General features: G+C 67.1%; 6 protein-coding genes, 2 tRNA genes and 1 pseudogene. 3 read left to right on the plus strand and 6 right to left on the minus strand.

What is annotated here, in order from left to right; genetic code table 11:
• Positions 1-35 precede the first annotated feature (35 nt).
• Entirely contained in the window at positions 36-1,019 is a 984-nt protein-coding gene (locus tag ABT078_RS18010) for an aldo/keto reductase (RefSeq protein ID WP_351228713.1), read from the plus strand.
• A gap of 25 nt (positions 1,020-1,044) precedes the next feature.
• On the opposite strand, the gene ABT078_RS18015 is transcribed toward ABT078_RS18010, so the two are convergent.
• Positions 1,045-1,527 carry a transposase gene (locus ABT078_RS18015; protein WP_351228731.1) on the minus strand — a complete coding sequence of 161 codons (483 nt, stop codon included), beginning with the start codon at positions 1,525-1,527 and terminating at the stop codon, positions 1,045-1,047.
• Positions 1,501-1,794: pseudogene (locus ABT078_RS18020) on the minus strand (sigma factor); the annotation flags it as partial. The pseudogene ABT078_RS18020 and the gene ABT078_RS18015, both read right to left, overlap by 27 nt.
• A gap of 118 nt (positions 1,795-1,912) precedes the next feature.
• Between ABT078_RS18020 and ABT078_RS18025 the strand changes: the two are divergent.
• Together ABT078_RS18025 and ABT078_RS18030 are read left to right on the plus strand one after the other, a co-directional pair.
• Positions 1,913-2,065 (plus strand): DUF4253 domain-containing protein, encoded by a 153-nt coding sequence (locus ABT078_RS18025; protein ID WP_351228715.1) that lies wholly within the window; start codon positions 1,913-1,915, stop codon positions 2,063-2,065.
• 137 nt (positions 2,066-2,202) lie between these two features.
• Positions 2,203-2,616 carry a hypothetical protein gene (locus ABT078_RS18030; protein ID WP_351228717.1) on the plus strand — a complete coding sequence of 138 codons (414 nt, stop codon included), beginning with the start codon at positions 2,203-2,205 and terminating at the stop codon, positions 2,614-2,616.
• Positions 2,617-2,839: 223 nt separating this feature from the next.
• On the opposite strand, the gene ABT078_RS18035 is transcribed toward ABT078_RS18030, so the two are convergent.
• From ABT078_RS18035 to ABT078_RS18050, 4 genes are all read right to left on the minus strand, one after another.
• Positions 2,840-3,238, minus strand: a complete 399-nt coding sequence (locus ABT078_RS18035; protein WP_351228719.1) for a pyridoxamine 5'-phosphate oxidase family protein — start codon at positions 3,236-3,238, stop codon at positions 2,840-2,842.
• A gap of 259 nt (positions 3,239-3,497) precedes the next feature.
• Positions 3,498-3,594, minus strand: a tRNA-Ser gene (locus ABT078_RS18040).
• Positions 3,595-4,203: 609 nt separating this feature from the next.
• Positions 4,204-6,171: a SpoIIE family protein phosphatase gene (locus ABT078_RS18045; protein WP_351228721.1), complete on the minus strand. Its 1,968-nt coding sequence runs from the start codon at positions 6,169-6,171 to the stop codon at positions 4,204-4,206.
• Positions 6,172-6,578: 407 nt separating this feature from the next.
• Positions 6,579-6,678: transfer RNA gene (locus tag ABT078_RS18050), tRNA-OTHER, on the minus strand.
• Positions 6,679-6,906 lie beyond the last annotated feature (228 nt).

Genomic DNA, 6,906 nt, shown 5'->3' on the forward strand with positions numbered 1-6,906 from the left:
TCCCCAACCCCACCCCTTCCCTAAAGGATTGCCGTATGGAGCAGCGCGTATTGGGCAGGACGGGCCGCAAGGTGTCCGTTGTCGGACTCGGGACCTGGCAGCTGGGGGAGGGGTGGGGTGATGTGCGCGCGGAGGACGCCTTCGCCGTGCTGGACGCGTCGGTCGCCCAGGGCGTGACATTCTTCGACACGGCAGATGAGTACGGCGACGGTCGCAGCGAGCAGCTGATCGGCGGCTACCTGCAAGAACGCCCGGATGCCGGGGTGTTCGTGGCCACGAAGATGGGGCGTCGGTCGGAGCAGCTGCCGGCCAGCTACACGCTGGAGAACTTCCGCGCCTGGACCGACCGTTCCCGGGCCAACCTGGGCGTGGACACGCTGGACCTGGTGCAGCTCCACTGCCCGCCGACGCCGGTGTACTCCGCCGACGAGGTGTTCGACGGGCTGGACACGCTGGTCGCGGAGGAGCGGATCGCGGCGTTTGCGGTGAGCGTGAGGACATGCGAGGAGGCGCTGACGGCGATCGCCCGGCCGGGTACGGCGAGCGTGCAGATCGTCCTCAACCCCTTCCGGCTGCGGCCATTGGAGGAGGTGCTTCCGGCGGCCGCCGAGGCGGGGGTGGGGATCATCGCGCGGGTGCCGCTGGCGTCGGGGCTGCTGTCCGGCAAGTACACCAAGGACACGGTGTTCCAGCAGGACGACCACCGTGCCTACAACCGGTACGGCGAGGTCTTCGACCGGGGCGAGACGTTCTCGGGCGTCGACTTCGAGACCGGCGTCGAGGCGGCGGCGGAGTTCGCGGAGCTGGCACCCCAGGGCGCCACCTCGGCGCAGACCGCCCTGCGGTGGATCATCCAGCAGCCCGGCGTGACCACGGTGATCCCGGGCGCCCGCTCCCCGGAGCAGGCCCGTGCGAATGCAGCAGCCGCGGAGCTGCCACTGCTGTCGGGCGCGACGCTGGGGGCCGTGCGCGAGCTGTACGACCGGCGCATCCGGGGGCAGGTCCACCACCGCTGGTAGCCGAGACCGGCCGGGGTGAGGCCGATCATGAGGCCGTCGCTGCAGTGACACTTTGTGGTCGACGGCTGGCGGCCACGAGCAGGACACGTTTCCGGAGGAGTGGGAAGCCGGCCCGGCCTGCCGTTCGGCGCTTGATCGCCTTGATGTCCGTGACTCTGCCCTCGACGATGCCGGAGTTCCAGGGGGTGCTGAGGCCCTGGATCACGGCTGGGAGGTCGTTGCGGAGGTTCCGGGCGAAGCTGCGGAGGGAGGGGAGGGCGGCTTCGTCGGCCGTGGCGATCCAGGCGGGGAGCTGTTCACGATCGAGCCTGGTCGTGATCTTTGCGAAGTCGCGGATGTGTCCGGCGGAGTCGGCGAGTTCGGGGCAGTGGTCCAGGACGCGCCCCGCTCGCCAAGAGCGCGGTGGACGTCGCCATCCACGATCTGCTGGGACGGGCCGCCGGCGTGTCCCTGGGCGTGATGTGGGGCCAACGGCGCACGGGAAGAAGCGCTTGATCTCGCCGACTATGGTCGGCATCGCGAAGGTCGGGAACTCGACGCCCCGGCTGAGCTCGAAGCGGTCGATCGCCTTGATGAGGCCGATCGTGCCGACCTGGATGATGTCCTCCATCGGCTCGCTGCGTGAGCGGTCGCGTCGGAGCTGACGGTGCAACCTGCGCCGGTGCCGGAGCCCGCGTGGACGGCCGGCGGGTCGGGGCAGGATCCGCTGTGGCTGAACTTCGTCGAGGCGAAGGCTGGTTACGAGCTCCCCGCGCTTTTCCCTCGGTTGGTGCAGACGCCGAACTGGTCAGGCCATCCTGACCGGCTGCTGCTGCCTTCCGATCATGTCGCGGTGCTGCGCGGTTGGCACGAGCGGTACGACGCGGAGTTCTACTTCGGCGATTCATCACGGCTTGGAACTGGTCGTCGGCCGGCCTCCCCAAGAGCCGTTGGAGCGAGCCGAGGCCGCCGTGGAGCAGTACGCGTACTGTCCCGATCTTGGCGATGCGACAATCGTCGGCGACGGCCAGGCAGCGTCCACCACCTGGCGGTTCTGGTGGGACTGACCCATAGTGACAGCGAACACGCCTGGTGCCCCGGTGGGAGGAGCCCACCGGGGCACCGGCACGTCGGAGGGTCGTGGGCTGCGCGCGGTGCCCCAGGGCATCCCCTCACCGCCGACGCCCACATCAACTGCGAACCGTTGCGCGACGAGGACGATCCCGCCTTCGTCCGCATGACCGCCAAGGAGATCGGCGACGTCACCCTGCTAGCCCGGATTACCGACCACGACCAGGGCCTGGCCACGCCCGCGCTGTACGGCATCGCGGTCACCACCATCCTCTCCGCCACCGTGGACGAACCGGGCCGCTTCGCCCGCCGCATCACACACCTGCGCTCCTACCTGGGCGCGTACACCGGAGCGTTCCGCGCGGGCGACACCGTGCACGTCGCCGGGAAGCTCGTTCACCTCCACAACGGTGACCACGCTGATGCTTTGCGCGTGGCCCCTGTCGGCAAGCAGCGCGTCGGAGCCGCTCGTGTTCCAGGTCATGGCTCAGATCGCTTTCGCGGTACTGATACCTGCGCCTCTATTCCCCGAAGGCTGGCTCGGTGAGTTTGACCAGTGAGGGGTGTCGTGCGTGCCCTTCACGTCCCCAAACGGCCGGTCGCCACGGGCGAGTAACGGCGAATCACGGCGACAAACCAGGAGACACGCGGCAGCGCCCCCCGCAGCTCAGCAGGCACGCGCGATCTCCCGCAATGCGGCTTTCAAGCACTGATCCTGAGCTCAGTCCGGATTCAGGCACTGAAGTCTGCCTGCCTGTCTTTCTGTGTGGTCACCAGGATCGGTCTCGTAGTCGAAGCGGGCGGTCGGGTGTGAACCGAACCATCTTCGTTGCGGGGTCATCCAGTGGAGCGGAGAAACGCACTGGCCATAGGTGCTCAGGGCCGAGGTACCGGGTCAACTTCCGCACCGCCCTGGCCCGGTCAAGCGACACTATCTGCGCCGTGCCCTGGCAAGTCACAGCAAACACTTCGCTTGTCGCCAGCTCGCAGGTGTCGACGACCAGCGCCGCACGCGGGTCCTCGACAAGGATCTGCTCCATCCGGGAGTAGGAACCGGTCAGCCACCAGAAGGCACCCTCCTCCCAGATGAACCACACGGGCCGAACCTCAGGACCGTTGTTCGCTACCCTCGCAACCAGCGGTTGTGACAGAAACTCGTTCACGTCCACGGTAGAAACGTAGCTGTACAGCAGTGCCGTACCGCAACCCCAGCAGCCGTCCCCGTCCCCTACCGTCCCTCTGAGCCTCGAAGCGACGCGGGTATGACCCTCGCTGCCGATCTGACTGGAGCTACGGATCAGAAGTATCCGTGCCCTCCCCGTGCCCGTCCGGTCGGGAAAACAGGAGGGAACAGCGGTCGCTGACGGACAACGCTCATGAGAACGGCCCCTGACCAAGTTGGCTGGTCAGGGGCCCATTGAGATGCGGTGGGTGTGGGATTTGAACCCACGGTGACGTCGCCGCCACGACGGTTTTCAAGACCGTTGGTCGGAGTGGCTGGTCCATGGAGATTCCCCCATGTCCTCCTCCAGTTCCGTGATTGGTCGGTCCCCGACTGTCACCGCGATGAAGATGGTCGGCTTCTCCTCGTACTTCCAGCTGGCTGGGTCCTGTACGAGGGCGGCTACCTGATCGGTCGGAACGTCATCGCCGACGTAAGCTGCCGGCCACTCGGCTCCTCGGCGAACCTTGAGGAACCCGAGGCGTTGCCCGCGCACGATGAGTCGGGAGAAGACCGGGATGTATTCCTCCCATAGCTTCTCGTCCTCGCTCTGCGTACGGTCCGCCAGGATCTCCCAGAGGCAGGAACCCTCCCTGGCGTTCACATAGAGGAGGTACTCGTCGTCGGTCCACTCCGTACGGCCAATCTTCCGGCGCGCATCTGGCGAGGTCGTCCTCGTGGCGCCAGTGAGCCCGGCGCTTCTCTTGACACCAGCGCCTGACACCAACAGCAGCAAACACCGGCGGTTACGGCCGATCACCGACGACTGGCGAGGCCGGTGAAGCGGCTGCATCTCCTGGCCCAGCAGCGGTGTGTGACCGACCTGATAAGGATGAGGCCAGATCTCAAAGCCTGTGCCAGCGTGGGCGTCGTCATCGACCGATTGATGGCGCCCGCGCCAGCTTGAGGCAGTCATGTACGTCGGATGACCAGTACGGCGACGTCGTCGAGGTGGTCCACCGCGACCGCGGCGTCGAGGATGCGGTCGGCGGTCTCCTCGGCGTCCAGTCCGTCGTGGAGTGCCGCGCCGGCCAGGGTTCCGGCCCGTTCCAGTCCGGCTTCCAAGGTGAGGCCCGGTCCTTCGACCAAGCCGTCGGTGACCATGACCAGCGCGCTGTCCTCGTCCAGGGTGAAGGTCTCCTCGCGGTACTCGGTACCGGGCACGACTCCCAGGACCGGCCCGCCCGGCAGCTCGCGGATGCTGTGGCTGCCGTCCTTGCGCGCGTACAGCAGCGGCACGTGGCCGGCGCTTGCGCCGGTGACCTGTCCGTCGCGCGGGTCGAGATGCAGCATGGTGCAGCTGGCGAATCGATCCGCGCCCATCGAGACGAGCAAATCGTTGATGCGCGTCAGCACGGTCGCGGGATCCGGCTCGTGGGCGGCGATCGCACGTATGGAGGCGCGTACCTGTCCCATGGCTGCGGCAGCGTCCACGTCATGCCCCTGGGCGTCGCCGATCTCCATTGCGACCGTGCCGTCGGGCATGGCGAAGGCGTCGTACCAGTCTCCGCCGATGTCCAGCCCGTCCCGGCTCGGTCGGTAGCGGGCGGCGACCTCCAGGCCCGCGAGGTGCTCGGGCAGCCTGGGGAGCATGGTCTGCTGCAGCGCCGTGGCCAGCTCGACTCGTGCCTGCTGCAACCTGATGCGCCTCAGTGCCTGGCCTGCCAGGTCGGCCAGCGTACCCACGAGGGTCCGCTCGTCCAAGGACGGCCGGTGTCCGCTGCCGTAGAACACCAGCCATCCCCCGAGCGGCTGATTGCCAGGCTCGATGAGGGGCATGACCGAGACGGCGTAGTCGGAGCCGAGCCGGGCGAGCCACGGAAATTCAACCCCGTGCGGCCAACGGCGGATGTAATCCTCCCGGCCGAGGATGAAGTAAGACTTGCCGGTGCGGATCGCTTCAGGCAGCGCGCTCGGATAGTCCAGCGACATGCCGTGCAGGACGTCGACCTCCCACACGGCTATCCCGGCATCGGTGGAGACACGCAGGCGGCCGTCGTCGACGAGCGCGAGCAGGGCGCCGCCGGCGCCGAAGGTTGCGGCGAGCCGGGTCAGGACAACCTGCTGCATTTCCTGCTCCGTGGCTGCAGTGATCAAGGCGGAGGAGAAGTCGGCGATGTCTTTGGCACGCTGTCGCTCGGCAGTAAGCGCCGCCTGCGCCTTCTCCCTTCGTTTCTCCTGCTTGGTGTCGTCGCGGACCACCCCGAAGATCCGCTCGGGGCCGCCATAGCCCAACTGGATCCGCCGGGTGTAAGCGGCCAGTTGGTGCCAGCCATCGTGCTGGGTGAGGTACCGCAGCCTCACCCAGGGGGACTGGGGGGAGGCCGAGCGCACCAGCTGCCGGAAGGCCTCCCGGTCGTCAGGGTGCACTGCCGACATCACCCTGGACAGTGACGCAGTGGGATCCGGGAAGAGCGCGGACACGGCGGGTGCGCCACCGAGCCACTCCAACTGTTCCTCATGGGGCGAATACATCCACAGCCCGAGGTCGGCGGCCGTGGTGGCCAGCCGGAACGGGATCAACAGGCTGGCCAGGTCGTTCCCCGCATCCAGGGCGTGCACCCAGACCAGCCGCTCGTCACTTGCGGGATCCTTCACTTGCCGCGCCTCGATCAAGCAGGCAACGGGTGCTGCGCCTCGCCCGGGGAAGTCCAGCACCCGCATCGCGACCGTCTTCGTCCTGGCGGCGTGGGCCACGAGGCTCTCGGCCGACATCCGCTGGCTTGCGGGCCACAGATCACCGAAGTCACGTCCCAGGCACTGCTCCGCCGACCTGCCCAGCGCGGTGGCCATCGCAGCGTTGAGGCAGCCGATGGCACCGTCCAGCGTCAGAAGAGCCGCCGGGGCAGCCCCTCGAAGGAGTTCGTCCGAGGCGTCCATCTGAGACTCCCTGGCAAGTACCAAAACAGCCTCTTCAGCCATTTTCGCGCATTTTGCCGCGATGTCTCGGCCAAGGGTGCGTTTGGCCGTTACGTTGAGTGACGACGGCAGGGACTCGCTGGAAACGGTGGACGGCTGGCCGTGAAGAGGTCTCGGTGGAACGCGGTGCGGTACAGCAGCGAAGTACAGCGACCCCAGCAACCGGCGGCGCCCAGCATCGGCCCTCATGGTCTTCCCGGAAGCCTGTACGACCTTCAATGGCCGATCTCTTTAGAGCTACGGATCAGAAGGTGCCCGTGCCCCTGCCGTGCCCGTTCGACCGGTAACTGACGGGGAACCACGGTGATTGACGGACAACGCACATGAGAACGGCCCCGACCGATTTGCCTGGTCAGGGGCCGTTCATCTGCGGTGGGTGTGGGATTTGAACCCACGGTGACATCGCTGCCACGACGGTTTTCAAGACCGTTCGTAGCTTGACTCGGCCTTCAAGACTCCACCGACCGCGCGGCAATGCTCGCCAGCGTGCCCCGCGACGCGTTCGACCTGACCTGTCATCGCGGGGCTTTGAATCGGCCACTGAGACTCTGTTCTGGCCGTGTGCTGGCATGCTGGGGAAGAGGCGTGAGCTACTCATCAGTGAATCGCCCCGGCTCGAATGGAGACTCGATTTCGTGAAAGGATCGAGTCATGGCACGACCTTCCCGTTACCCGCTTGAGCTCCGCCGTCGTGCG

The organism is Streptomyces sp. NPDC002133, assembly GCF_040296405.1.
GTDB lineage: Bacteria > Actinomycetota > Actinomycetes > Streptomycetales > Streptomycetaceae > Streptomyces.

Bases quoted from the DNA above. Each gene is read 5' to 3' on its own strand.
- ABT078_RS18045 (WP_351228721.1), bottom strand. From the start codon at position 6,171: ATGGACGCCTCGGACGAACTCCTTCGAGGGGCTGCCCCGGCGGCTCTT.
- ABT078_RS18010 (WP_351228713.1), top strand. From the start codon at position 36: ATGGAGCAGCGCGTATTGGGCAGGACGGGCCGCAAGGTGTCCGTTGTC.